General features: G+C 62.7%; 24 protein-coding genes and 1 tRNA gene. 8 read left to right on the plus strand and 17 right to left on the minus strand.

Going from position 1 to position 23,555, the window contains the following annotated elements:
• Window positions 1–32: 32 nt before the first annotated feature.
• The 12 genes from HGK27_RS11415 to aspS form a co-directional block, all read right to left on the minus strand.
• Window positions 33–404: a hypothetical protein gene (locus HGK27_RS11415; RefSeq protein ID WP_206240654.1), complete on the minus strand. Its 372-nt coding sequence runs from the start codon at window positions 402–404 to the stop codon at window positions 33–35.
• A 207-nt stretch (window positions 405–611) separates the two neighbouring features.
• The gene (locus HGK27_RS11420; RefSeq protein WP_206240655.1) at window positions 612–1,217 is read right to left on the minus strand and encodes a hypothetical protein; all 606 of its coding nucleotides are present in this window, start codon (window positions 1,215–1,217) and stop codon (window positions 612–614) included.
• A 105-nt stretch (window positions 1,218–1,322) separates the two neighbouring features.
• Window positions 1,323–1,496: a helix-turn-helix domain-containing protein gene (locus HGK27_RS11425; protein ID WP_206240657.1), complete on the minus strand. Its 174-nt coding sequence runs from the start codon at window positions 1,494–1,496 to the stop codon at window positions 1,323–1,325.
• Between the two features lie 191 nt (window positions 1,497–1,687).
• Window positions 1,688–3,214, minus strand: a complete 1,527-nt coding sequence (locus HGK27_RS11430; RefSeq protein WP_206240659.1) for a HEPN domain-containing protein — start codon at window positions 3,212–3,214, stop codon at window positions 1,688–1,690.
• Window positions 3,211–3,846: a hypothetical protein gene (locus HGK27_RS11435; RefSeq protein WP_206240661.1), complete on the minus strand. Its 636-nt coding sequence runs from the start codon at window positions 3,844–3,846 to the stop codon at window positions 3,211–3,213. Before HGK27_RS11435 ends, HGK27_RS11430 begins: the two co-directional genes overlap by 4 nt.
• Window positions 3,847–4,179: 333 nt before the next feature.
• Window positions 4,180–5,100 (minus strand): hypothetical protein, encoded by a 921-nt coding sequence (locus HGK27_RS11440; protein WP_206240663.1) that lies wholly within the window; start codon window positions 5,098–5,100, stop codon window positions 4,180–4,182.
• Window positions 5,087–6,316, minus strand: coding sequence for a tyrosine-type recombinase/integrase (locus HGK27_RS11445; RefSeq protein ID WP_206240665.1), 1,230 nt, complete (start codon window positions 6,314–6,316; stop codon window positions 5,087–5,089). Before HGK27_RS11445 ends, HGK27_RS11440 begins: the two co-directional genes overlap by 14 nt.
• A 164-nt stretch (window positions 6,317–6,480) precedes the next feature.
• A tRNA-Met gene (locus tag HGK27_RS11450) sits at window positions 6,481–6,557 on the minus strand.
• Between the two features lie 268 nt (window positions 6,558–6,825).
• Entirely contained in the window at window positions 6,826–7,803 is a 978-nt protein-coding gene (gene mltG / locus HGK27_RS11455) for an endolytic transglycosylase MltG (protein WP_206240667.1), read from the minus strand.
• Window positions 7,804–7,898: 95 nt separating this feature from the next.
• A complete protein-coding gene (fabF, locus tag HGK27_RS11460; RefSeq protein ID WP_206240668.1) occupies window positions 7,899–9,164 on the minus strand; it encodes a beta-ketoacyl-ACP synthase II in 1,266 nt (421 codons plus the stop codon).
• Between the two features lie 319 nt (window positions 9,165–9,483).
• Window positions 9,484–9,720 (minus strand): acyl carrier protein, encoded by a 237-nt coding sequence (locus tag HGK27_RS11465; protein WP_068091019.1) that lies wholly within the window; start codon window positions 9,718–9,720, stop codon window positions 9,484–9,486.
• Window positions 9,721–10,018: 298 nt separating this feature from the next.
• Window positions 10,019–11,803, minus strand: a complete 1,785-nt coding sequence (gene aspS / locus HGK27_RS11470) for an aspartate--tRNA ligase (RefSeq protein ID WP_206240670.1) — start codon at window positions 11,801–11,803, stop codon at window positions 10,019–10,021.
• 234 nt (window positions 11,804–12,037) lie between these two features.
• On the opposite strand from aspS, the gene rnd reads away from it, so the two are divergent.
• The 4 genes from rnd to HGK27_RS11490 all read left to right on the plus strand — a co-directional run bounded on the left by rnd (window position 12,038) and on the right by HGK27_RS11490 (window position 15,090).
• Window positions 12,038–13,246 (plus strand): ribonuclease D, encoded by a 1,209-nt coding sequence (gene rnd / locus HGK27_RS11475; RefSeq protein ID WP_206240672.1) that lies wholly within the window; start codon window positions 12,038–12,040, stop codon window positions 13,244–13,246.
• Window positions 13,247–13,252: 6 nt separating this feature from the next.
• Window positions 13,253–14,149 carry a hydrogen peroxide-inducible genes activator gene (locus HGK27_RS11480; protein WP_206240674.1) on the plus strand — a complete coding sequence of 299 codons (897 nt, stop codon included), beginning with the start codon at window positions 13,253–13,255 and terminating at the stop codon, window positions 14,147–14,149.
• A complete protein-coding gene (locus HGK27_RS11485; RefSeq protein WP_206240676.1) occupies window positions 14,146–14,793 on the plus strand; it encodes a YitT family protein in 648 nt (215 codons plus the stop codon). Before HGK27_RS11480 ends, HGK27_RS11485 begins: the two co-directional genes overlap by 4 nt.
• 135 nt (window positions 14,794–14,928) lie before the next feature.
• A complete protein-coding gene (locus HGK27_RS11490) occupies window positions 14,929–15,090 on the plus strand; it encodes a hypothetical protein (protein ID WP_206240677.1) in 162 nt (53 codons plus the stop codon).
• A gap of 33 nt (window positions 15,091–15,123) precedes the next feature.
• On the opposite strand, the gene pgsA is transcribed toward HGK27_RS11490, so the two are convergent.
• Window positions 15,124–15,699 carry a CDP-diacylglycerol--glycerol-3-phosphate 3-phosphatidyltransferase gene (gene pgsA / locus HGK27_RS11495; protein ID WP_206240678.1) on the minus strand — a complete coding sequence of 192 codons (576 nt, stop codon included), beginning with the start codon at window positions 15,697–15,699 and terminating at the stop codon, window positions 15,124–15,126.
• Between the two features lie 221 nt (window positions 15,700–15,920).
• Between pgsA and HGK27_RS11500 the strand changes: the two genes are divergently transcribed.
• A complete protein-coding gene (locus HGK27_RS11500; protein ID WP_206240680.1) occupies window positions 15,921–17,228 on the plus strand; it encodes an MFS transporter in 1,308 nt (435 codons plus the stop codon).
• Between the two features lie 14 nt (window positions 17,229–17,242).
• On the opposite strand, the gene HGK27_RS11505 is transcribed toward HGK27_RS11500, so the two are convergent.
• Window positions 17,243–17,506 carry a hypothetical protein gene (locus HGK27_RS11505; RefSeq protein ID WP_206240682.1) on the minus strand — a complete coding sequence of 88 codons (264 nt, stop codon included), beginning with the start codon at window positions 17,504–17,506 and terminating at the stop codon, window positions 17,243–17,245.
• A 129-nt stretch (window positions 17,507–17,635) separates the two neighbouring features.
• Window positions 17,636–18,055: an EVE domain-containing protein gene (locus tag HGK27_RS11510; RefSeq protein WP_206240683.1), complete on the minus strand. Its 420-nt coding sequence runs from the start codon at window positions 18,053–18,055 to the stop codon at window positions 17,636–17,638.
• A gap of 107 nt (window positions 18,056–18,162) precedes the next feature.
• Here HGK27_RS11510 and HGK27_RS11515 point away from each other — a divergent pair, with 107 nt between their 5' ends.
• Together HGK27_RS11515 and HGK27_RS11520 are read left to right on the plus strand one after the other, a co-directional pair.
• Window positions 18,163–19,098 (plus strand): isopenicillin N synthase family dioxygenase, encoded by a 936-nt coding sequence (locus HGK27_RS11515; protein ID WP_206240685.1) that lies wholly within the window; start codon window positions 18,163–18,165, stop codon window positions 19,096–19,098.
• A 34-nt stretch (window positions 19,099–19,132) separates the two neighbouring features.
• The gene (locus HGK27_RS11520) at window positions 19,133–20,086 is read left to right on the plus strand and encodes a 2-hydroxyacid dehydrogenase (RefSeq protein WP_206240687.1); all 954 of its coding nucleotides are present in this window, start codon (window positions 19,133–19,135) and stop codon (window positions 20,084–20,086) included.
• A gap of 271 nt (window positions 20,087–20,357) precedes the next feature.
• On the opposite strand, the gene HGK27_RS11525 is transcribed toward HGK27_RS11520, so the two are convergent.
• Entirely contained in the window at window positions 20,358–21,032 is a 675-nt protein-coding gene (locus tag HGK27_RS11525) for a hypothetical protein (RefSeq protein ID WP_206240688.1), read from the minus strand.
• Between the two features lie 35 nt (window positions 21,033–21,067).
• Window positions 21,068–23,128, minus strand: coding sequence for an ATP-dependent DNA helicase RecG (gene recG, locus HGK27_RS11530; protein ID WP_206240689.1), 2,061 nt, complete (start codon window positions 23,126–23,128; stop codon window positions 21,068–21,070).
• 109 nt (window positions 23,129–23,237) lie between these two features.
• Between recG and HGK27_RS11535 the strand changes: the two genes are divergently transcribed.
• Entirely contained in the window at window positions 23,238–23,516 is a 279-nt protein-coding gene (locus HGK27_RS11535) for an FAD assembly factor SdhE (RefSeq protein WP_206240690.1), read from the plus strand.
• Window positions 23,517–23,555 lie beyond the last annotated feature (39 nt).

Here is a 23,555-nt window from a genome sequence, read left to right on the forward strand (position 1 = left end):
ATCGGCGTGGATACGGCGATCATGAGGGCCGGTCATCGTCTGTCCTCCCGTGCCAGCCGACGCTGGCGATTATAGGCCGCGTTGATTTCGGTGGTGATGGCCTCATCGCTCTGGCGCTGGCCCGTGGCGGCGCTGCGCGCATAGCAATAGGCGGCGCAGGCGGTGAACAGCGCCCGGTCGAGCATCCGCTCGGCGTCCACCATGCGGGTGCTGACCATCGCCAGTTCCGCGATGATCTCCCTGCCGGACGTGTCACGGGCGGGCGGGTTGGCCAGCGCCGCCACCCCGGCTTTGACGCTTCGCTGAAGCAGGGCGTAGACGCTTGTGCCGTCGCGCTCGGCCAAGGCGCGGAGCGCCTTATCGAGCGAGGCGGGCAAGCGGACGGTGTGCTGAACCGGCCTCATCGGGCCGCCTCCTTGGGAGTGCGCGGAGAACTCCCGAAAAGCCCCGGAATTGAGGCATTCCGACAACGGGCCGGGGCGGCGCACTCGCGGCGCACTCGCCAAAACTGGCGGAAAACAGGCATGCACCCGTGCGTGAGGTGTGTATCTGAATTGCTGGCTCGATGCGTAGCATCGCAGCCCCGCCACCTTGCGGTTTGGAGGTTCGGCTCAGTCACGGGCCAGCCTCCTTCCGCAGAGGGCACAAGGCGGCGAGAGAACATCGCGAAGTTCGCAATCGCGGGGCCGAACTGTCTCAACATCACGCCCATTGGCCGATGCTTGCTCCGCCGCCCATGCCGCGATCATGACCTTGGCAGCAGGATCAGCCACGCCCCTGTCGATGGCGTCGGTTCCCTCTGGCAGGGAATAGAGGTCCTGATCACGCGCCCATGCCCGGATCGCTGTTTCTATGGCGTCCTGCATCTTGCGGTGCAGAGCCTTCGCCTCGAACGGGTCAAGGTGGGCCGTGGCGCCAAGGGTGAGGACCAGACCACCGAGGGGAAGCCAATAACTATCCACCTCTTGCCATGGCCCATCGATCCGGCAGGTGGATGTGTCGCCCCGGTAGATGTCGATGGGAGGGCGTTCGCCTTGCATCGACCGGCTCAGGAAGAAGCGAAGTGCTTCGCCGTCCTGTTCATCGGCGGTGATCCTGTCGAGCATTCGGCTTAGATAGGCAGCCTCGCGGGCATCGATGCGGGTGCGATAGGTGACTTTGCCGTCACGGCGCAAAAGGTCAGAAAGCCGGTCCACGGCCTTGCGGGAAACAGGCATGGGGCATCCTTTCGTGAAAATCACGGTTGCGGGAACAAAGGTGTGGGGGAGCAGTCGCGGAGCGGCCCGCCATTCAAAAGGCTGGGGCCGTGCCGCGTCTGCGGATCAGAGCGACGTTCGGATCTGCGCCAGCTTCTTGATGGACTCGGTGGTAAGCAAGGTACGCCTGCCGATCTTGATGGCGACCAATCCGCCGGATTTGATCAGGGCGTAAACGGAGGACCGACCGACGCCCAGCGCCTTGGCGGTTTCATTGATGGATATGGCAAGGGTTTCCATGTGCATCTCCTTGGTTGCCGATTCGCGGCGGGAGACCATTCAATTTGCACACGTTTGCCGGTGTGTCGTCCAGTTATGAAAAATTTGCGGAAAACCGCAGAAAGCTGCGGGTGTCCGCGCAATCCAGAAATGAGTTCGCGTCATCCAGAAATGATTTTCTTCCCTAACCAGACCGCTCCAAGGGTGGCGCGCTACCTTGAAATCCGCAGCCGCTCGCCCGCGTCTGGCATAGTCTGAGATTGAACCGCCGCCACGATAGGAGGGCTGGTCTTGTTGCAATAGCGGATGGTGATGGTGTCCCCCCGGATCGCCGAGCAAACACCGGAGCCACGAAGAATATCGGCAAGCGCATCGAAGGTGCTGACCTTCGCGTGATACCCACCTGCCCACCGGATGGCCAAAATGTCATCGGTCGCCTTGATCCGATAACCGGCCTTTTTTGCTATTGCCGATACAGCGCCTAAAACCGTGTCGGCGTTCACATCGAAATCCAGCACAGCAGATGGGATGGCAGGCTCGTAACGATCAGCCGGTGCATGATGGGTGACGATCATCCGCAGTAGACCGCCGTCAGAACCGGCGAAAAAAAGAAACACGCTGACCAACGCAATCGCTATGCGGCGTGACCAAATCGAAGATCTATAGGAGCGCCGTAGCCGTATGCTATTGACCGGAATAAGGCGGCGCCAGCAGGGCCCTGATGGCCTTGCCCTGCTCACAACCCTTGAGGCGCCTTGCAAAGCCTTAGCCTGAATGTGGAGCTGAGGAACCGCTACCGCCGCTAGTGCTGCCACAGATGGAAGCATCGGCACCACTGGCTGCACGATAAGCGACGTGTGGTGATCGGCGCAAACCTGAATGACACTTTTTTCAAGTTCTTCCACCCGCTCGAACGCCCATGCCAACTCTTGAGGAGAAATGCGGTAGGTGTCCCCATAACGTGCTTCAATGTACGCCCGGCGGATACATGCGAAGGCCCGCCGCTCGAAATGTGTTTCTCTCGGCCATGCATCCCGCAAGCGAATATCCAACGCCTCTGCCGCCTCACGCAATTCGTCCAGCGCATGGATGCGAGGGCCGTAAAGTGTCACTGACCATAGGGCACAGAGATAGAGGTGTTCACATGCCTGATGCAGGAGCAACGCGGCCATGGGCGCATTGCTCTGGTTCCGGTAAAAGGCCGCGCCAGCGAGAAAGTCACGGCCCCGCGTATGCCAGCGCTGAAATTCGGCGAAGCCGCGCCCCGCGCGGTCCAACGCTGGCAGGCGGCGAGGTGATTGCAGGCGCAAACCCTCCATCTGGTAGAGGGCGATACCCTTTTCCGCGACGGCGACAAAATGGGGGACACCATCGAGAAGGGAGCGGTTGACCCTATCCAGACCTTCGACCGTCAGGCGGATCGGGTGAGCTAACTCTCCGAACTCCCATGCCCGTTGGAGCCGGTCGCGCACGATCCGCCAATCCCGTTGACTCCGTGCCAGTCGAGCGTGATTGACTATCGCCACCAGATGGAATGCTTCTCCCGGCGCGATTTCCTGCCAGTCTTCCGCCACATGACGCCCATGAAGGATAAGCGCAAGGATGCGACCATTCCGACGATGTTCTGAACACCCGCCCTTGGTTATATCCGCAAACGCCTCAAACAGGATCGCCGCAGCGCGGCGTAACTCCTGCTGCATCGACCACGGCAGATGGTCGGCATCCGTGCGCAGCATCATGGCCGAAACTCCTGCTGGATGCGTTCCCAGCCCTTTGGGCGGGTATGGCCGGTCACATCATGGACACGTTCCAGCAAAGCCCTGATTAGCGAACGGACCTGATCAGCTGTAAACCCGCCATCGTCCATCGGCGGGTCACCGATCAAATGCGGGTAGCCCCATTTGTAGTAAGGGGTGAGGATAACGGCGAGGCGAGCCATTTCAGGGCAGTCATGCCCTAGGCCGGTGGCGTTGGCGTATGCCAGCACCTTCGAGATATCCTGACGAATATACTCGGCATTCCATGGGTCTGGAAAACCCACGTCGAGAAGATGCGCGCACAGCGTGAGCTTCGCGACAGACCCTGCCGTGTGCAGCGTGGTCCGAATCCGGCCTCCGTGGAAACCACCCTCAATTCCGTAAAATTCGATTTCTGCGCTGTGATAGCGCCTGCGGCTAATCTCTCTGCCCTCCTTGGTCCGCAAAAGAATGGCTGGCCCATCTCCATATCGTTCATTCAGCGCTGCGATGGCCATCACCGATGGTGAGGCGATCATTGAGGCCACGACAGGAGCAGCACCAAGCCCGCGAAGCAGGGCACGGCGGGAAGTACCTTCAATCGAATCACGTTGAGAAGAATCTGGCGAGGTCATGAGTATGCCTTCCTCGTTTCTGCTTCTGGCGGCCCAGTGGGCACGGCGGAGCGATTAAACGGCACCGCTTATAACCTTAAAAACAGAAACACTCAATAACCGGTGCCGTTTAATCGAGTTCCGATTGAACGAGTGGCGCGCGCCGTTACGACGCAGGTATGGGAAGACCTCCGCTCAATGTTAAATCCACCAACATCCGCTTGCCGGAAGGGCTTGGTGAGCGGATTGACGCTCTCGTGGGAAACAGGCGGCGAGCGTCATTCATCCGAGAGGTGCTTGAACGTGAAGTCGAGCGGCTGGAAGGTGAGGACCGAGCTAGGATCGGCGGCAAATTCACTGGGTGACAGCATCCGTTTTTCGTTTGCGCGTAATTTCGGGTTCCGGCCTGCGCCCTTGCAGATGGCACAGGCGCACATAGATTTTTCGGACAAGCTCCTGCACCTGATCAGCACGTGGCACGGCGCCGGAATCATCAACATGCTCGACGAAAAAGCTGTTTAGACGCCGCCTGATCGCCGTATTCGCCATTTCCTGACGGGTCGCATCAATAGACAGAATATCGCTATCGCCAAGGAACGACACGAGGGCATCGGCGTAAGGATATTTCGCGTACCGCCCATGTCCGGCTGGACGCTTGGGCTTAATAGCCAGAATTTTTAGCACCTCTGCCGGATCAGCATCAATCTTGATCGCAGCGGCAATCCGACCGCCAGTGGGTGTTAAGCAAAGCTCCCGAACGGAAGAAAATTCCGAAAGAAGCAGGACACGCAGAGATCCGAAAAAATTACGCCGGTTGAGAAAGTGCTGCTTGCCGTGCTTATCCCGATAATAGAGCTTCGGACCGTCTTCGCGTTGCAGATAGGCAAAGAGCTTTTCCAACGCTGCTATGGTTTCCTCACTGGCTCCCAAATAAAGCGCCTCACGAGGCTTGCGCAACCTGCCTGTTCCGTATTGGTTGCGATGCCAACGCCAAACCATAAACAGTGGCAGAAGGCAGGCAGCGAGCGCTGCTACAAACAAGGAATTTCCCAGCAACTTTGAGGCTGGTGCGAGGAGGATCGAAAATATTAGGAATATAGGAGTGAATATGATGATGGTTGGTATGGTCCAACTCTGAATGAGGGGCTGATGCCCTATATACTCTTCAATTGCTTGGATAATCTTGTCCAGCTCTTCACGCGCCAGTTCTTCGCTCTCGTTCAAAAAGCGCAGGACGATCCTGCGTAGGGAACGATCCTCGTCATTCCAATCCATACTCAGTCCTCCTAGTCGCGGGACTGTTTCCGCTGTCGCGCAACTCGTCTAGATAATTGCTCCACCATTGAGCCATTTCAATACGTTCGCGCCAGTAAGCGGACTGATTATAGATGCGCCGTATCTCACCAGATACCATATGCGCCAATGCGCGTTCGATAGCGGCGGGGTTCCATTTACCTGACTCGTTCAGCAACGAGGATGCAGAGGTCCGAAATCCGTGCGCGGTCATCTGCTCTTTTGAATACCCCATGCGTCGTAAGGCCGCCGTGATCGTATTTTCCGAAATCGGACGGGTACGGCTCCGAACCGACGGGAACACATACTTCCCATTCCCCGAGAGGGACCGCATGCTCTCCAAAACAGCCACTGCCTGCTTTGATAGGGGGACCGCATGGGGCTGGCGCATCTTCATCTTCCCCGCAGGAAGTGTCCAAACCGCCTTCTCAAAATTAATCTCGGTCCACTCCATATGACGCAGTTCGCCGGGGCGCTGATAGAGGTGCGGGGTGAGCTTGAGAGCATGCATTACCGCAGGGTCGCCAACGTAGTCCTCGATTGCCCGAAGCAGGGCGCCAAACTCGACAGAATCCGTGATCGCAGCGAAATGCTTTGCCTTCGGCTGGATGAGTGCCCCGAGCAGCATCTGTGCCGGGTCGCGCTCGGCTCTAGCCGTAGCCGCAGCATAACGGAAAACACGGCTGGCGAAGGAACGTATGCGCTTGGCAGTCTCATATCGCTCGCGCCGTTCATGGTGCTTGATTTCGTGAAGCAGTTCGGCGGGGGTGATCTCCGTGACAGGCCGCCGCCCAAACTCGCTGCCAAGCAACTTTAACAACCAGCGATATTTCTCAAGAGTGCGAGGCGACACACCCTCCTTTTCCCGTTTTGCGATTAATTCCTCTGCGACGCTGGCAAAGGTGTTCGTTGCCCGGATGCTGGCCTCTATTCGCGCTTGCCGTTTGGCCGCATTCGGATCGACCGAATGGGCTACCTGCTTGCGAGCGGCATCCCTTGCGGAACGAGCTTCCGCAAGTGTGATCTCAGGGTAGGCGCCAAGCGCCAATTTCCGCTCAAGCCCGTTTATGCGGTATTTGACGCGCCACAGCTTACTGCCTCTAGGATTGACCAGCAGGTACAACCCCTGCGAGTCTGAGACCTTATAGGGCTTCTCTTTGGGCTTGGCGTTTCGGATCGCGGTATCGGTCAGCACCATTGGGGGCCTCGATTCTGCGGGGCCTCGCGAAGCCCCCTTGTTGGGCCCCCATCTTCCACGATTACGTGCAAACAGAGGCAATCACCGACGGCCAGTGATTGCTTCAAAACTACCTGAATCTAGGGATTTTTTCAATCACCCGCGACCCTGCGCGGTCTGATTTATGGTAGCGGAGGAGGGACTCGAACCCCCGACACGCGGATTATGATTCCGCTGCTCTAACCGACTGAGCTACTCCGCCACACGTTGCCGCATGGGCTTTCTGCCGCCTTTCGGATCGTCCGTCCGGGGCAGGCGCGGTCCTTAGGCGGGGGTTGCGCAGCGGTCAACCAGGAAAAATGGGGTCGGTGTATTTTCTTTCAGGATTTCCACAGGTGCTTCAAACATCAGCAGCGGGCGCGCCAAGCCGGGCGCCATAATGCACCGAGACGAAGCCCTTTCCCGATGATATTCGCAAAGTCTCTGCCGCTTATCCGGCGGGAGCCAGCCCCACTGCGCGAAAGGCAGTTCTAGATCTCACCCTTGGCGCGGCGGATGGCGAACCACTTCTTCACATTCTCATTGTGCTGCTCAAGCGTGTCGGCGAAGGCGTGGCCGCCCGTGCCGTCGGCCACCATATAGAGCGCCTGAGTCTTGGCCGGATGCAGCACCGCCTCGATGCTGGCGCGGCCCGGGTTGGTGATGGGGCCCTTGGGCAGACCCTTCATCGAATAGGTGTTGTAATCGTTCTGGGCGACGATCTCGCTGTGCAGGATGCGGCGGCCCAGCGGCTTGCCGCGCGTGATCGGGTAGATGATCGTCGGGTCGGCCTGAAGGGGCATATCCTGCCTCAGGCGGTTCTCGTAGAGGCCCGCCACCATCGCACGCTCGGTGGGCTTGCCGGTTTCCTTCTCCACGATGGAGGCCAGCGTCAGCGCCTCGCGGGGCGTCTTCACCGGGATCGAAGGATCGCGCTTGTCCCAAGCCTCTTTCAACAGCTTGGTCATGCCCGCCTGCATGCGGGTGACAACCTCCACGCGCGTCTCGCCCGCCTTCACATCATAGGTGTCGGGCAGGATCGAGCCTTCATCGGGCACGGTCACCGGGCCGGTCAGCGCGCTCTGCGCCATCAGCCGTTCCTGTACCATGATGCTGGGCAGGCCCTCAGGCACGGTGACGAAGCGGCGCAGAGCCTCCTTGCCGGTCAGGATAGAGAAGATTTTCGATTCGCTGGCGCCCTTGGGCAGCAGGAACTCGCCCGCCTTGATACGGGCATCGCTGCTGCCCATCAGGCGGACATGAAAGCGGAAGGCCCGCGCGGAATAAACCGCGCCAGAAGCCTGCAACTTCACCGCCACATCGGACAGCCTGGCGTTATCAGGGACGATGAAATTCTTTTCGGCAGGCAGCGGCCCGGCGCCGTAATAGCCATGCAGCAGGGCGCCACCGGGCACCACAACCACCAAAGCGGCCACACCGGCCAGAATCAGAGAGGTCTTCTTCTTCATGCCGCCCAATATGCCGCCGAATTTACTGCCAGTTGGCCATCAGGCCGATATGTGACGGCGGGGCCGAGGTTCAAGCCCCCGGCCCCCACTCCATCTCAGTCTTCGATCGCCTTGACGATCACGCTGGCATTGGTGCCACCGAAACCGAAGCTGTTGTTGAGCGCCGCGCGCACAACCCGCTTCTTGGCGACATGCGGCACCAGATCGACGCCATCCGTGCCCTCATCCGGCGTGTCCAGATTGAGCGTGGGGGGTACGATCTGGTCGCGCAGGGCCAGAATGCAGAAGATGGTCTCAACAGCGCCCGCGCCGCCCAGCAGATGGCCGATGGCGCTCTTGGTGGACGACATCGACACGCGGCCGATGTCATCGCCGAACAGGCGGCGCACCGCGCCCAGCTCGATGGTGTCGGCCATGGTCGAGGTGCCATGGGCGTTGATGTAGTCGATGTCGGCGGTGGTCATGCCCGCCTTCTTCAGCGCCATCTCCATCGAACGGTACGCGCCAAAGCCCTCAGGGTGAGGCGCCGTCACATGGAAGGCATCGCCCGAGAGGCCATAGCCCACCACCTCGGCATAGATCTTGGCGCCGCGCGCCTTGGCATGCTCATACTCTTCGAGCACGATCACGCCCGCGCCCTCACCCATGACGAAACCGTCGCGGTCCTTGTCATAGGGGCGGCTGGCCTTTTCGGGCTCGTCGTTGAAGGCGGTGCACAGGGCGCGCGCCTGAGCGAAACCGGCGATGCCGATGGGGCAGATGGTGCTTTCCGCGCCGCCCGCCAGCATGATGTCGGCGTCGTCATCCTTGATCATGCGCGCGGCGTCGCCAATCGAATGGGCGCCGGTCGAGCAGGCGGTGACGACCGCGTGGTTGGGGCCCATCAGGCCATATTTGATCGAGACCTGACCCGAGATCAGATTGATCAGGCGGCCATGGACGAAATGCGGCGAGACGCGGGCCGGGCCCTTCTCGGCCAGCACCAGCGATTCGCTCTCGATACCCGGCAGGCCGCCGATGCCGCTGCCGATGGAGCAGCCAGCACGCAGCTTCATCTCTTCGGGCATGTCGATCAGGCCGGCGTCTTCAAGCGCCTGGCCCGCGGCATCGATGCCGTAAACGATAAAGGGGTCAACCTGACGCTGAACCTTGTGGTCCACGCGCTTGTTGGGGTCGAAGCCATATTCGTGATCGGCGGGCTTCACCTCGCAGGCGATATGGCACTTCTGCCCCGTGGTGTCGAAGCGCGTGATGCGCCCCGCGCCCGACTTGCTCGCCAGCAGATTCGCCCAGGCGGTTTCCACGTCAGCCCCCAGCGGGGTGACCAGACCAAGTCCGGTGACAACGACACGACGCGTCATGCTTGCTTCTTCCTTCCTGCATCCCCGGCGAAAACAAAGCCGGGTTAAGACAGCAACAGGCCCAGCCCTCGCGGACCGAGCCTGCCATGCCCTCCGACCGATCCTTCAGAGACCGTTCATCGGCTCTCTGTCAGATCGTGCAGACCCGCTGGTTTTCAAGATCCAGCGCATCTGCCGCCGAGGGTATTGGCGAGCCCTTATGCTCGCCCTCGGGCTGAGGCATGGCGGGGCGTTTTGATGCGCCTTGAAGCCATATCCATCAGCCCCGGGGCACCGGCCCGCGCCCATCAAGGGCGTGGCCGGGAACCCGAAAGGCTGATCAGCCCTTGTGCTCGTCGATGTACTTGATCGCATCCGAGACGGTGCTGATCTTCTCGGCGGCATCGTCCGGGATCTCAACGCCGAACTCTTCCTCGAAGGCCATCACCAGCTCGACGATGTCAAGGCTGTCTGCGCCCAGATCGTCGATGAAGCTTGCGTCTTCGGTGACCTTCTCGGCCTCGACGCCCAGGTGCTCGACAACGATCTTCTTCACGCGGTCAGCGGTGTCGCTCATGGTATTCCCCTTAAGAAGCGGCAAAACAAAAACTCTATCGGCCCACGCCACTAATGGCTGGCAAGGGCACTGGCAAGAGGCATAGCGAAGGCGGCGGCACCGGCGACCCGGCCTTATGCGACGCAATCGCGCTTTACAGCGGCGAAACGTGATTCGGGCAGGAAATTGTGTGACCGATTGTCGCAGCAAAACCCGCCGAATCGCAGCTGTTCCGGGCTGTATGGGGCGCTCTTCCCGCCCCCGAAAGCCGGATGCGACAGGCCGAAACCAGCCGCATCCGTATTCGTCTCAAAACGGATCAACCCTTCGAAGGCTCGATCACGCGGATGTGAAGCTCGCGCAGCTGCTTGAGGCTGGCGGGCGCCGGGGCGTTCATCAGCAGATCCTCGGCACGCTGGTTCATCGGGAACAGCGTGACCTCGCGCAGATTCTGAGCGCCGCAGATCAGCATGACAATGCGGTCCACACCGGCGGCCATGCCGCCATGCGGCGGGGCGCCATACTGGAATGCGCGGTACATGCCGCCGAAGCGATCCTCCACGTCCTGCTTCGACAGGCCCACCATCTCGAAGGCCTTGACCATCAGATCGGGGTGCTGGTTACGGATCGAGCCCGAAGCGATCTCGAAGCCGTTGCAGACCAGATCGTACTGGAACGCCTTGATCGAGAGCGGATCACGCCCGTCGGTCAGCGCCTCGATCCCGCCCTGCGGCATGGAGAAGGGGTTGTGAGCGAAATCGATGCTGCCCGGCTCCTCGCCTTCCTCGAAGAAGGGGAAGTCGACAATCCAGCACAGGCGGAAGGCGCCCTTCTCGATGAGGTCGAGCTGCTCGGCGCAGCGCGTGCGCGCAACGCCCGCCAGCTTGGCGGCCTGATCGGGTTTGCCAGCAGCGAAGAACAGGCCGTCGTCCGCGCCCAGACCCAGCTCTGCATAGAGCTTTTCCATGCCTTCGGTGCCGTGGTTCTTGGCGATGGGACCGCCGAACTCGCCGCCCTTGCGGGTGACATAGCCAAGGCCCGCATAGCCTTCGCTGCGCGCCCATTCGTTCATCTCGTCGAAGAACTTGCGGCTCTTTTCAGCGGTGTTCGGGGCGGGAATGGCGCGGACCACGCCGCCGGTGCCCACGATCTTCTCGAACAGGCCGAAGCCCGAGGTCGTGAAGTGATGCGACACATCGCTGATGATCAGCGGGTTGCGCAGATCGGGCTTGTCGCTGCCATACTTCAGGATCGCATCGTCATAGGCGATGCGCGGGAACTGGCCGATGGGGGTCATGGCCTTGCCGTCGGCGAACTTCTCGAAGATGCCGCCGATCACCGGCTCCATCGTCTCCCACACCTCTTCCTGCGTGACGAAGCTCATCTCCAGATCGAGCTGATAGAACTCGCCGGGCAGACGGTCGGCGCGGGGGTCCTCGTCGCGGAAGCAGGGGGCGATCTGGAAATAGCGGTCGAAACCGGCCACCATCAGCAGCTGCTTGTACTGCTGGGGCGCCTGAGGCAGCGCGAAAAAGGTGCCGGGGTGGATGCGGCTGGGCACCAGGAAGTCACGCGCGCCCTCGGGGCTGCTGGCGGTCAGGATCGGCGTCGAATATTCGGTGAAGCCGGTGTCTTCCATGGCGCGGCGCATGGCGCTGATCACCTGCGTGCGCTTCACGATGTTGGCGTGAAGCGTCTCGCGGCGCAGATCGAGGAAGCGGTACTTGAGGCGGATTTCCTCAGGATACTCCTGCTCACCGGCGACCGGCATCGGCAGCTCTTCGGCGCGGCTCAGCACGGTGGCGGCGCGGGCATAGACCTCGATCGCGCCGGTCGGCAGGTTGGGGTTGACGGTGCCCTCGCTGCGGGCCTTCACCGTGCCGTCGATGGTCACGACGCTTTCGACGCGCAGCGAATCGAGGATGGCGAGCGCCGGGCTGTCACTGTCGGCCACGATCTGGGTGATGCCGTAATGGTCGCGCAGGTCGACAAAGAGCACGCCGCCATGGTCGCGCTTGCGATGGACCCAGCCCGAAAGACGAATGTCCTGCCCCACGGCATCAAGGGTAAGGGCGCCACAGCTGTGCGAACGATAGGGATGCATCGAAGAAACTCTTTCCATAAGCCCCCTTTCCATAACGGAACCTTTGAGGCAGGGGAGTGCAACGCGCACCGACAGGCGCCGGACGCGTAGGGCGGCTAACAATCCAATGCCGCCTGTTTGTCAAGCCGAGAGGGGCATGTTCCCTCACCCATCACCGCCGGAATGGCGCCTTTGAAGGGCGCTGTGACGGCTGCGGCCCGCATTCGGACCGACGAAAGAACGAAAAGAAGACCTATGAAAATTCATCCGCTGATCACCACCACCGACGCGCTGGCCGATCTGTGCGACCGCCTGTCGCAAGCCGATTTCATCTGCGTCGACACCGAATTCATGCGCGAGAGCACCTATTGGCCCGAGCTCTGCCTGATCCAGATCGCCGACAGCAAGGAAGCTGCCGCCATCGATCCCAAGGCGCCGGGCATCGACCTGTCGCCGCTGCTCGACCTGCTGGTGGACAATGAGGATGTCCTCAAGATTTTCCACGCGGGCGGCCAGGATGTGGAAATCATCTACAACCTCACCGGCAAGACCCCTCACCCGATCTTCGACACGCAGATCGCGATGATGGCCATCAGCCAGAGCGAGCAGATCGGCTATTCGAATCTGGTGGAAGCATGGCTGGGCCTGACCATCGACAAGGGCGCGCGCTTCACCGACTGGAGCCGCCGTCCGCTCACCGACCGCCAGATCGAATATGCCATCGGCGATGTGACCCATCTGGCCAAGATTTTCCCCAAGCTGCTGCAGCGCCTGATCAAGACCGGGCGCGGCGAATGGCTGGACGCCGAGATGGAAAAGCTGGCCGATCCCGCCAATTATTCCAACGATGCCTCCAATGCCTGGCTGAAGATCAAGGCCGCCGGGCGCAACCCCGCCATGCTGGGCCGCCTGAAAGCGCTGGCCGCATGGCGCGAGTATGAGGCGCAGGACAAGAACATCCCGCGCGGCCGCATCGCCCGCGACGAGACGCTGGCCGATATCGCCAGCCATCCGCCCAAAGCTCAGGCTGACCTTGCCAAGGTGCGCGGCCTCTCGCCGGGCTGGAAGGACAATGAGATCGGCAAGCGCCTGATGCAGGCCATCGAGAATTCCAAGCCGCTGCATGAAGATGAGCTGCCCCCGCGCACCCCGCGCGGCGCCCCGCTGGGCAAGGAAGGCGCTCTGGTTGCCGATCTGCTGAAACTGCTGCTGAAAATCCGCGCGCGGGAAATCGATGTCGCCGCCCGCCTGCTGGCCCGCTCCGACGATCTGGAGCTGCTGGCTGCCGGTGTCCGCAAGGATCTGCCGATTCTCGAAGGCTGGCGCGTGGGCGTGTTCGGCAAGGATGCGCTCGATCTGGTGGAGGGCAAGCTGGCCTTCGCGGTGGTCAATGGCCGCCTGAAGATGACGCATGTGGACGATGTGCCGCCCGCCGCCACCCCTGCCCCCGCAGCGGAGCAATAAGCCGCGATGCACGTCTATCAGCCCACCCTCAAGCAGCTGCAATATCTGGTGGCCCTGCATGAGCATGGCCATTTCGGTCGCGCCGCAGAGGCCTGTTTCGTCTCGCAATCGACGCTGTCCGCCGGTTTGCGCGATCTGGAAACGCTGCTGGGCGTGGTGCTGGTGGAGCGCACCAAGCGCAATGTCCGCTTCACCCCGCTGGGCAATGCGGTGGTCGAGAAATCGCACCGCATCCTGCGCGAGGCCGAGGAACTCTCGGATCTGATCCACTCCTCCAGCCAGCCCCTCTCGGGCGAGGTGCGGATGAGCGTGATCCCCACCATCGCCCCCTTCCTGCTGCCGCGCATGCTGCCCCGCCTGCGCCGCGAGCGCCCGAACCTGAAGCTGTTCCTGCGCGAGGAGCCCAGCGCTCAGGCGGTCGAATCGCTGCATCATGGCCGCGCCGATTGCGTGCTGCTGGCCCTGCCCTTCGCCACCGGCGAGGTGGAGAAGGAAACCATCGAGCTCGACGCGCTCTTCGTGGCCTTCCCCAAGGACGATCCGCGCGATCCGCCGCAGGAAATCCTGCCCGCGATGATCGAGGAAAACCGCCTGCTGCTGCTCGAAGACGGGCACTGCCTGAAGGACCACGCGCTGGCGGCCTGCAACCGGCCCGAACTGCGCGCCTCGGCGACGATGATCGGCACATCGCTGCACACGCTGGTGCAGATGGTGGACAATGGCCTCGGCCTCACCATGCTGCCCGAAATGGCGCTGGATGCGGGCATCCTCACCGGCACCAATGTGGTGGCGCGGCCCCTGAAATCGGAAGCCGCCAACCGCGAGATCGCGCTGGTCTGGCGCAAGAACAGCCCGCGCTCGGAAGAATTCCGCCTGCTGGCCGAGGAATTGCGCGCGGGATGACCGAAAATCTTTCCCCCGATTCGCTGGACGACATCGCCGACCTGCGCGGCGTTCCCCATACGGCGGTCGAGGATTTCTACGGCATCTTCATCGGCTGCGTGCTGATCGCGCTGGGGCTCTATCTGCTGCGCATGGCTGGCCTCATCACCGGCGGTGTGGCGGGGATCGCGCTGATGGTCTCCTATTTCGTGCCGCTCAGCGCCGGGCAGCTCTTCGCCATCATCAATTTGCCGATCTTCCTCGCCTTCTGGCGGATGCTGGGCACGGCCTATATCTTGCGCACCATCGTCGCCACCATCGCCATCATGGTGCTGGTGCAGGTGGTGGCCCAGCAGATGATGATTTCCATCATAGCCCCGCCGATGGCCTCACTGGTGGGCGGCACCGTTACCGGCATGGGCGTGCTGGCTGTCACCCGCCATGCCACGGGCGTGGGCGGCAGCGCGGTGATCGCGCGCTGGCTCAGCCGCCTCAAGGGCTGGAATTTCGGCGCGATCTGCATGAGCATCGACGCGATGATCGTGGCCGTCGCCTTTATGGTGCTGGGGCCGGATCGCGGCATCTGGTCGCTGGTGGCGGCGCTCTCGATGAATGCCGTGGTGCTGGTCTGGCACCGGCCTGATCGTTATCTGGCAGACAGTTAACGGCTGGTCGCCGGGCAGCGGCATCCGATCTCGAAAGGCTGGAACCGGGGCTGACCTCAAGGGTTAAGCAGCCGGGCGGCGGTATATCAAAACCAAAGCCGCCGCCAGATCAGTCTCTCGAATCAGGAGCCCCCTATGAACCGCAAGACCATGGCCACCCTCGTTCTGACCGGCCTTGCCTTCGCCTTCACCAGCGCCACCCCCGCGCTGGCTGGCCCGCACCATCCGCCCCGCAAGGTGTGCAAGACCGTGCGTGACCATCATCACGTCAAGCGCGTCTGCCGCTGGGTGCGCTAAAAAGCGTGCGGGGCTGCTTCGGCGGCCCCGCCCTCAATCCATATGCTTGAGGCCGACGCGCAGATAATCCCAACCGGTGACCAGCGTCAGCCCGGCAGCCACCCACAGCGTGACAAAGCCCACCGAGGCCGGGTTGATCCACCCCCCGGTGAAGGGCACCGACCAGCCCGGCACCGCCGGAATCAGGATCAGACTGCCCAGAGCCACCATCTGGAAGGTCGTCTTCCACTTGGCGAGCTTGGACACCGGCACCGACACGCGCAGGCCGCCCAGAAACTCGCGCAGGCCCGACACCGCGATCTCGCGCAGCAGAATCACCAGAGCGGCGATGATATGCACCCCGCCGATCACATTCTTGCCCGTCAGCACCAGAATGACCGCGGCCACCATGATCTTGTCGGCAATGGGATCGAGAAACACCCCCAGTTTGGAGACGGTGCCCTTGGCCCGCGCCAGATAGCCGTCGAAATAGTCGGTGATGCCCATCAGGCAGTACATGCCATAGGCCAGCCCATAGCCCAGGCGCCAGGCAGGCCACCACAGCAGCCAGACAAGCACCGGAACGGCAAAGATACGCGACAGGGTCAGGATATTGGGCAAGGTCAGCATTACCCCTGCCCATAGCGCGCAAACAGCGGGGGAAAAAGATGGTGCCGCAAAAACTCCTGCAAGACGCTCTGGCCCCTTGCTAAAGCCCTGCGCAATCCATCCGTTCTACGGCTCAGCTCGCGTTCATTCTGCGGCTTGGGGCTTATCCGCTCTTGCGGCACGGGCCGCATCCGCTAGGACTGCGCGCAAGCGAAATCCAGAGGGGCGCAAGCCAGTTACTCATGACCACATCCACGCATCTGGTGCGGCGCAGGCGATTCCTGCCGCTGTTTGTCACCCAGCTGCTCGGCGCCTTCAACGACAATCTGTTCAAGAATGCCCTTGTCTTCTTCGTCGTCTACAGCGTCTATGATTCGGATACGGCGGAGGCCAATTTCTCCGCCCTGTCGTCGTTTCTCTTCATCCTGCCCTTTTTCCTGTTCTCCGCGCTGGCCGGGCAGCTGGCCGATATGCGCGACAAGGCCAGGCTGATCCGCTTCATCAAGATGGCGGAGATCGCCATCATGTCGGTGGGGGCTGCCGGCCTGCTGCTGGCCTGGAAAGGCATGGCGGTGCAGGGCCTTGCCGTGCCGCTGATGCTGGCGGCGCTGTTCGGCATGGGGGTGCATTCCACCTTCTTCGGCCCGATCAAATACGCCATCCTGCCTCAGCATCTGCATGAGAATGAGGTGCTGGCGGGCACCGGCCTTGTCGAGGCCGGCACCTATATCGCCATTCTGACGGGCACGATTCTGGCGGGCTGGATTCCTGTCGAATGGGCCGCGGGCGGCGTGGTGGTGACAGCCCTGATCGGTTACGTCTCCAGCCTCTCCGTGCCCCCGGCCCCGCCGCTGGTGACGCCCGAGCCGCTCGATTTCCACATCTTCCGCTCTTCGGCTGCGCTGGTGCGCAACACCATGGAAGACCGAAGGGTGTTTCTGGCGATCATGGCGATCAGCTTCTTCTGGTCGATCGGCGCGATTCTCTTCATCGAGTTTCCGCCGCTGGCCAAGAATGTGCTGGGCGCCAGCAAGGAAGTGGCCAGCCTGTTCCTGGTGATCTTCTCGATCGGCGTGGCGATCGGCTCGGTGTCGATCAATGCGCTGCTGAAAGGCCGGGTTTCGGCCCGTTACAGCCCCTATGCGGTTCTGGTGATGGCCTGTTTCGTGGTCGCCTTCGAGCAGACCTGCGTGATGTGGCCCTCGTCCGACGGCACGCTGATGGATGTGCCGAACTTTCTGGTGCAGCCGCTGGCGCCGGTGCTGCTGGGCACGCTGGGCGGCATCGCCATTTCCGGCGGCATGTTCGTGGTGCCGCTCTATGCCTTCCTGACGACCTTCGTGCACAAGTCGCAGGCGGCGCGGACCATTGCCGCCAACAACATCGTCAATTCCGGTGCGATGGTGGTGGGCGCCGTGCTGGCTGCGGGGCTGAGCGCGCTGGGCGTGCTGGTGATCCAGCAGTTGCTGCTGGCTGCCGCCCTGTGTCTGGTCTCAGCCTGGCTGGCGCTGCGCCTGTGCCGGGCCGAGGGTTGCGGCGCCTCGGCCTGAGGGCCTGAGGCGCCTCACCAGATAAAGGTGCTGACCGCCACGAAGCAGGAGCAATAGGCCAGCAGGAACTGCCGCAGATCGCGCGCGGTGATATCGGCCAGCACACCGCGGCGGCGCTCGGCCAGCGCGGCGCGGAACGGATGGGCTCCGGCGGCCTTGGCAGGCACCGTTGCATCGCGACGGACAGGCACAACACGCCCGCTGCGCACATGCGGCGGCAGGCTTTGCAGGAAGGGGTGACGGGCGGCTTCATCGCCCAGAACAAGCGAACGTCTCATGCCCCGAGGTTTAAGAAATTCTTAACCTTTGGAGCAAGCCGCCCGCCGCCTGATCACAGTCCCGCAGCGGGACAGGCGGGCAAGAGTCCCGCTATGGGACAGATCGCCTTTCACCCAAACCCCGGAAAATCAGGCCTTTTCGGACAGGCCGATGATGTAGTCCCACTCTTGGGGCGTGATCACGCTGACCGACAGGCGCGAGAGGCGGATCAGCTCGATCTCGGCCAGTTCAGGATCAGCCTTGATCTGCTTGAGCGACACCGGGCGCTTCAGCTTGCGCACCGGCTTCACCTTCACACAGGCCCATTTGCCGGTCTCGTCGGTGGGATCGATCAGACCGCTCTGGCTGATCTCGCAGATGCCCACGATCTCCAGCCCGATGTTCGAGTGGTAGAAAAAGGCCAGATCGCCCACCTGCATCGCGCGCAGATTGTTGGCCGCGCGATGGTTGCGCACCCCGTCCCACGTCCCCTCGCCCTCGGAGACCAGCCTGTCCCACGAATAGGCGTCGGGCTCGGACTTCATCAGCCAATGATTGATTTTGGTCATGCGCAATGCTTCCATTTCGCCTAAGGACGGGGACAGCAGGGCGCCCCACAGCGGCATGCGCCCCTACAAACAAGCGCTTTAGCGCCAAGCGACATACAGGACTACCCATGGATCTCACCACACTTCCCGTTCTCTCGCTCGCCGCCGCGCCCGCAGACTTCGCGCGCGACATCGGGCAGAGCTTCCGCCAGTTCGGCTTTGCCATGGTGAAGGATCACGGCGTCGATCACGATCTGGTCGCCCGCGCCTGGGCGCTGACCGAGCAGTTCTTCGCCCTGCCCGAGGAGGAGAAGCGCGCCTACTTCCTCGCCAATGGCGGCGCGCGCGGCTACACCCCCTTCAAGACCGAGATCGCCAAGGGCGCCACCCGCCACGACCTGAAAGAGTTCTGGCACGTGGGCCGCGACCTGCCCGAAGGCAGCCCGCTGGCCGGCCCCTCCATGCCGCCCAACATCTGGCCCACCAAGCCCGAGGGTTTTGAAAAGACCTTCCGTGAGCTTTACGCCGCGCTGGATCATGCCGGTGAGCGCATCCTCTCGGCCATCGCGCTCGATCTGGGGCTGGACAAGCACTTCTTCGACAAGCCCATCGAGGATGGCAATTCGGTGCTGCGCCTGCTGCACTACCCCCCCATCGCCGATGCGACCGAGGGCGCCATCCGCGCCGGCGCGCATGAGGACATCAACCTCATCACCCTGCTGCTGGGCGCCGAGGAAGCAGGCCTTGAACTGCTGACCAAGCAGGGCACATGGATGGAAGTCGCCCCGCCGCCGGGCGCGCTGGTGATCAACATCGGCGACATGCTGCAGCGCCTGACCAACCATGTGCTGCCCTCCACCACCCACCGCGTGCGCAATCCCACCGCGCAGCGCGCCGCCCATTCGCGCTATTCGATGCCCTTCTTCCTGCATCTGCGCTCGGACTATCGCTTCGAAACGCTGCCCGGCTGCATCACAGCCGAGAACCCGGACCGCTATCCGAATTCGATTACGGCGGACGACTATCTGCAGGAAAGGTTGCGCGAAATCGGCCTGAGGATGTAAGCCGACCTTCCCCCCAATCATTCCGGAAGCCAGCATGACGCAGATCCTCCTCACCGCCCCAACACCCTTGGTCGAAAAGCGGCTGGAGGGTCGCTTCACGCTGCACCGCCTGTATCAGGCGCCTGACAAGGGCGCCTTTCTGGCAGAGGTCGGCCCTTCCATCACCGGCATGGTCGCCACGCAAAGCGGCGGCCTGCTGGGTGAGGATCTGCTGCAGCATCTGCCCAATCTGCAGATCATCGCCAGCTTCGGCGTGGGCTACGACCACCTCGACATCCCCGCCATCGCCGAGCGTCGCCTGATCGCCACCAACACGCCCGACGTGCTGACGGAAGAGGTGGCCGACCTGACGCTGGGCCTGCTGCTCGCCACCATCCGCCAGATCCCCGCCGCCGAGCGCCATCTGCGCGAGGGCAAATGGCTGAAGGGCGGCTTTCCCTTCTCACCCTCGCTGCGCGGGCGGCGCGTGGGCATCCTCGGGCTGGGCGATATCGGGCTGGCCGTGGCGCGGCGCCTTGAAGGCTTCGCGGTCGAGATCGACTATCACACCCGCCACAAGCGCGATGTGCCCTACACCTATCACGAAAGCCCGGTCTCTCTGGCCGCCGCTGTCGATGTGCTGGTGGTGCTGACCCCGGGCGGCGACGCCACGCGCCACCTCGTCGGCGCCGAAGTGCTGACGGAACTGGGCCCCGATGGCATCCTGATCAACGTGGCGCGCGGCAGCGTGGTGGATACCGAAGCCCTGATCGAGGCGCTGCAGAACGGCACGATCCTCTCGGCCGGGCTGGACGTGTTCGAAGATGAACCCCGCGTGCCGCAGGCGCTGCTCGATCAGCCCGGTCTGGTGCTGCTACCGCATATCGGCTCGGCCTCGGTCATCACGCGTGAGGCGATGGGGCAGCTGGTGGCGGACAATCTGGTGAGCTGGTTCGAAACCGGCAAGCCTTTGACGCCGGTTGTGGAGACGCGGCCCTTTTTACGCTGAAGGGGGTTTAAGGAGAAGATGCGAGGGGGTTACCCCCTCGCGCTCCCATAACGTCTTCCGACGATAAGGTAGCGGCACCCGATCCTTGTGCGCGGCCTATCCACCAGCGTAAGATGAAGCGCCGCAGGCAGGCATCATCGAAGAACCGGGCTAGCGATTTTAAGCCTGCGGCGCTGCGACCTTGCTCTTTGGCTGAACCCGAAACGCCACGTAGACATTCATGGGAGCGCGAGGGTGTAACACCCTCGCATCTTCCCTTTCTTTCTTCCTCTTACCCCAACACCAAAGTCACCATCGGCTGCAAAAACACATGAACCCCGGTCGAGGCGATCTCTGTGGTGACGAAACCATGGCGCCAATAGAGCCACCCCCAGACCACACCGGGCAACACATAACGCAGCGACCAATACAGCAGCATGGCAGAGCTGATCGACCCCTGCTCGATCAGCGCAACATTGAAGGCGATGTTGGCCATCTGAGCCAACAAGGCCAGAACCAACACGAGCGCCGGCGCCAAGGGGCGACCTGAACGCAGAGCGCGACACATCGCCACCAATTCGCCGAACAGGAACAGCCGATAGATCACGCTTTCGTTGAAGGCGCGCGCCATATAGGCAGCCAGCCTGCCCGGCAGAGACGCATGACCGAAGGCCACGATGGTTGGCGGCACCATCGGGCGCATCAGCACGCCATCCAGCACCAGCACATAGGCCGCCATCCCCAGCGCCCAGAGCAGCCCGACGCGGAAGTTCGCCACCGATGTCAGCCCGGCCTTTTGCGCGAAGAAGCCGCCTGCCAGCGCCAGCAGCCCCATCAGCAGGATATGAAGCGTATCGCGCCCGCCGCTCAGCAGGCGCAGGCCCTGATCGAAGGGCAGCAACGCCGCGATGCCCATGGCGATCAGGGCAATCAGCAGGATGGAACGTCGCGGAAAAGAGGCAGCCATGCCTTGCCCCTAACCGCAAACCCTTGAAAAAGCGCTTAACCGCCGCGCAGAAGCTGCACGCCCCAGTCGCGCTCGAACAGATAGAGCAGCAGCCGCGCCGCCTCGCCGCGTTCGCCGACAAGGCCGCCGTCGCGCTCCATCAGCAGGCGGGCGTCGTCATGGGCCATGGGGAGCAGGCGCTGGATCTGTTCGAGGCTGGCGGTGCGGAAAGGCGTATCGCCCGACTGGCGGGTACCCAGCAGTTCGCCCCCGCCGCGCAGACGCAGATCTTCCTCGGCGAGGCGGAAGCCGTCTTGCGTTTCGCGCATCAGGGCCAGCCTTTCGCGGCCGACTTCGCTCAGGGCCTCGCCGCGCAGCAGCAGGCAGGTGGATTTCTCGCTGCCACGCCCCACGCGACCGCGCAGCTGGTGCAGCTGGGCGAGGCCGAAGCGCTCGGCCTGCTCGATCACCATCAGCGTGGCATTGGGCACGTCCACGCCCACCTCGATCACCGTGGTCGCCACCAGCAGCTTGGCCTCTCCGCGAGAAAAGCGCTCCATCGCGGCGTCTTTCTCTTCGGGCTTCAACTGGCCATGCACCAGCACCACATCATTGCCGAAATGCGCGGCCAGATCAGCATGACGCGCCTCGGCGGCGGCGAGGTCGGCGGTTTCGCTTTCGCGCACCATCGGGCAGACCCAATAGGCCTGCTGCCCGGTCTCGAAATGGCGGCTCAGCGCGGCGACCACATCGCCGATCCGCTCCTGCGCCACCACGCGCGTGTCGATGGCTTGGCGCCCCGGCGGCAGTTCATCCAGCCGCGACACATCCATCTCGCCATATTGCGCCAGAGTCAGCGTGCGCGGAATCGGCGTGGCGGTCATGGCGAGGCAATGCGGCGTGGCCTTGCCCTTTTGCGTCAGCATCAGCCGCTGGCCGACACCAAAGCGATGCTGCTCATCGATCACCGCAAGGGCGAGGTTCTTGTAGGCCACCGCATCCTGAAAGATGGCGTGGGTGCCGACGACCATATCGATGCTGCCATCCATCAGGCCCATCAGGATGCCCTCGCGCGCCTTGCCCTTGTCGCGCCCGGTCAGCAGGGCGATGTTCACACCAGTTGGCGCAGCCATGCGGCGCAGCGTTTCAAAATGCTGGCGAGCAAGGATTTCCGTGGGCGCCAGCAGCGCGGCCTGAGCCCCCGCCTCCACCGCGATCAGCATGGATTCCAGCGCAACGACCGTCTTGCCGCTGCCCACATCGCCCTGCAGCAGGCGCAGCATCGGGGCGCTCTGGGCCAGATCGCCCTCGATCTCGGCGATGGAGCGGCGTTGCGCCCCGGTCAGCGCAAAGGGCAGCGCCAGCTTGGAGCGCAAACGCCCGTCGCCCTGCAAAGGCTGGCCCTTGCTGCGGCGGTTGCTGGCCCGCACCAGCATCAGCGCCAGCGAATTGGCCAGCAATTCATCATAGGCCAGCCGATCCCGCGCCTTGGGATCTTCCCCGCGATGCGCGCCCAGCACGGCGGGCTGCCAATCGGGCCAGCCCTGCTTGGCTTTGAGCGAGGGCTCAATCCATTCGGGCAGCTCGGGCACATGGGTCAAAGCCTGCTGCACCAGCGCGCCCAGACGCCCTTGGGTCATCCCTTCGGACAAAGGATAGATCGGCTCGATGGTCTTGCCCATCGCGGCCTTGCTGTCCTCACCCACATGCTCGGGGTGGACGATCTGCAGGCTCTGCCCGAACTGATCGAGCCGCCCGGCGATCCAGCGCGGCTCGTTCAGAGGCAGCTGCTTGCGCGCCCAGCCCGCATTGCGCCCGAAATAGACCAGAGCGCAGACATTGCCCGCCCGGTCCTGCGCCATCACCCGGAACGGCGCGCGCGGATTGCCGCCGCCGCGATAATCGACGGGCGTCAATTCCAAGATCACCTGCTCGCCCACCGCGCTTTCCTCCAGCACCTGAAGCACACGGCGGCTGACGAAACGGTCGGGCAGATGGTAGACAAAATCGCGAATCCGGTTGAGCCCGAGCTTAGCCAGCGGGCGGGCCAGACCAGCCCCCACGCCTTTCAGCGCTTCGGCACTCACGAACAGGGGGTTTAGCTCTTCGGGACGCATGGGCGTTCTCATAAAGGCGGGAATCGATTCTGCCACCCACGTTCCCGCTTTATTCCACTGTTCCGCTTTGCGGTTGATCTGGCGCCCCGCCCGGCCTAACCCGCGCCCTATGACCGACTCCCAAGCGCATCAAGATCGCCTCAAGCGCCTCCATTTCCGCGCCTGGCATCGCGGCACGCGTGAGGCCGACTATATGATCGGCTGCTTCTTCGACCGCTTCCACGCGCAATGGAGCGAAGAGGAACTGGTCTGGTTCGAAACCCTGATCGAGGAAGAGGATGTCGATATCCTCGGCTGGGCGCTGGGCTCGCTGTCCGTGCCCGAGGAGTATCAGGGCGCGCAGATGGAGCGCATGCGCAAACTGGATTACGTCGATATCCCGCGCTGATTGATCCGCGCCCGATCGGAACAAAACGCAAACCAACGC

Origin of the sequence: Novosphingobium terrae (assembly GCF_017163935.1) — a bacterium.
GTDB classification, from domain to species: Bacteria; Pseudomonadota; Alphaproteobacteria; order Sphingomonadales; family Sphingomonadaceae; genus Novosphingobium; species Novosphingobium terrae.

Coding starts and splice junctions, on each gene's coding strand:
- HGK27_RS11415 (WP_206240654.1), bottom strand. CDS start 404: ATGAGGCCGGTTCAGCACACCGTCCGCTTGCCCGCCTCGCTCGATAAG.
- HGK27_RS11420 (WP_206240655.1), bottom strand. CDS start 1,217: ATGCCTGTTTCCCGCAAGGCCGTGGACCGGCTTTCTGACCTTTTGCGC.
- HGK27_RS11425 (WP_206240657.1), bottom strand. CDS start 1,496: ATGGAAACCCTTGCCATATCCATCAATGAAACCGCCAAGGCGCTGGGC.
- HGK27_RS11430 (WP_206240659.1), bottom strand. CDS start 3,214: ATGATGCTGCGCACGGATGCCGACCATCTGCCGTGGTCGATGCAGCAG.
- HGK27_RS11435 (WP_206240661.1), bottom strand. CDS start 3,846: ATGACCTCGCCAGATTCTTCTCAACGTGATTCGATTGAAGGTACTTCC.
- HGK27_RS11440 (WP_206240663.1), bottom strand. CDS start 5,100: ATGGATTGGAATGACGAGGATCGTTCCCTACGCAGGATCGTCCTGCGC.
- HGK27_RS11445 (WP_206240665.1), bottom strand. CDS start 6,316: ATGGTGCTGACCGATACCGCGATCCGAAACGCCAAGCCCAAAGAGAAG.
- mltG (WP_206240667.1), bottom strand. CDS start 7,803: ATGAAGAAGAAGACCTCTCTGATTCTGGCCGGTGTGGCCGCTTTGGTG.
- fabF (WP_206240668.1), bottom strand. CDS start 9,164: ATGACGCGTCGTGTCGTTGTCACCGGACTTGGTCTGGTCACCCCGCTG.
- HGK27_RS11465 (WP_068091019.1), bottom strand. CDS start 9,720: ATGAGCGACACCGCTGACCGCGTGAAGAAGATCGTTGTCGAGCACCTG.
- aspS (WP_206240670.1), bottom strand. CDS start 11,803: ATGCATCCCTATCGTTCGCACAGCTGTGGCGCCCTTACCCTTGATGCC.
- rnd (WP_206240672.1), top strand. CDS start 12,038: ATGAAAATTCATCCGCTGATCACCACCACCGACGCGCTGGCCGATCTG.
- HGK27_RS11480 (WP_206240674.1), top strand. CDS start 13,253: ATGCACGTCTATCAGCCCACCCTCAAGCAGCTGCAATATCTGGTGGCC.
- HGK27_RS11485 (WP_206240676.1), top strand. CDS start 14,146: ATGACCGAAAATCTTTCCCCCGATTCGCTGGACGACATCGCCGACCTG.
- HGK27_RS11490 (WP_206240677.1), top strand. CDS start 14,929: ATGAACCGCAAGACCATGGCCACCCTCGTTCTGACCGGCCTTGCCTTC.
- pgsA (WP_206240678.1), bottom strand. CDS start 15,699: ATGCTGACCTTGCCCAATATCCTGACCCTGTCGCGTATCTTTGCCGTT.
- HGK27_RS11500 (WP_206240680.1), top strand. CDS start 15,921: ATGACCACATCCACGCATCTGGTGCGGCGCAGGCGATTCCTGCCGCTG.
- HGK27_RS11505 (WP_206240682.1), bottom strand. CDS start 17,506: ATGAGACGTTCGCTTGTTCTGGGCGATGAAGCCGCCCGTCACCCCTTC.
- HGK27_RS11510 (WP_206240683.1), bottom strand. CDS start 18,055: ATGACCAAAATCAATCATTGGCTGATGAAGTCCGAGCCCGACGCCTAT.
- HGK27_RS11515 (WP_206240685.1), top strand. CDS start 18,163: ATGGATCTCACCACACTTCCCGTTCTCTCGCTCGCCGCCGCGCCCGCA.
- HGK27_RS11520 (WP_206240687.1), top strand. CDS start 19,133: ATGACGCAGATCCTCCTCACCGCCCCAACACCCTTGGTCGAAAAGCGG.
- HGK27_RS11525 (WP_206240688.1), bottom strand. CDS start 21,032: ATGGCTGCCTCTTTTCCGCGACGTTCCATCCTGCTGATTGCCCTGATC.
- recG (WP_206240689.1), bottom strand. CDS start 23,128: ATGCGTCCCGAAGAGCTAAACCCCCTGTTCGTGAGTGCCGAAGCGCTG.
- HGK27_RS11535 (WP_206240690.1), top strand. CDS start 23,238: ATGACCGACTCCCAAGCGCATCAAGATCGCCTCAAGCGCCTCCATTTC.